Raw genomic sequence first — 601 nt, forward strand, 5'->3', positions numbered from 1 at the left:
ATAATCGATTAAGAAAAAGGGATTTCTCCCTTTCCCTCATCTAAGAACCGTACGTGAGAGTTTCCAGCTCATACGGCTCAAGCATTTCTTCACCCTTTCGGGCGGCAACAAATGTATGCAGTTTTATCTTTCTTTTATCAAAATAATTCTTGTCTAAGAAAGGTGTTTTTGTAATCTGCAATTTTGGATGTCTGACGATTTTAATCCGTCTCAAATTAATTAGACTGTATTCATCCGTCTTGAAAAGCCATCTTTTCCAACCTTTTTCATGCCAGTATTTATTTAATCTCCACCATTTGTTCTTATTTGGGTGTCTATGTTTTGCCCATTGCTGTAGTAAATTATAAAGGGTGTTGTTAATATTTGAGAAGGTTTTGCTAGCAACCACGTGTTTGTGGTAATTTGTCCAACCTCTTATGACTTGATTAAGCCTTCTTATTAAGTCAGATTGAGTGCTAGCTTTGCTCTCCTTAAGGATTATTGTTGAGCATCTCCTAATTATGTTTTTAATAGAAATTTTAGAAGGTTTCACTATTAATTTTCCACTGTATTTCTTAAATGTCCAGCCAAGAAAGTCAAACCCTTTATCGATATGTGTAAT

The 601-nt window shown here is 34.6% G+C and carries 1 protein-coding gene; it reads right to left on the reverse strand.

Annotated features, from left to right (window positions below; genetic code table 11):
* Positions 1-40: 40 nt before the first annotated feature.
* The coding region (locus tag CLPUN_RS12525) for a group II intron maturase-specific domain-containing protein (RefSeq protein WP_278281646.1) at positions 41-601 on the reverse strand (561 nt) is incomplete at its 5' end.

This window comes from Clostridium puniceum, from assembly GCF_002006345.1.
Taxonomy (GTDB): domain Bacteria; phylum Bacillota; class Clostridia; order Clostridiales; family Clostridiaceae; genus Clostridium; species Clostridium puniceum.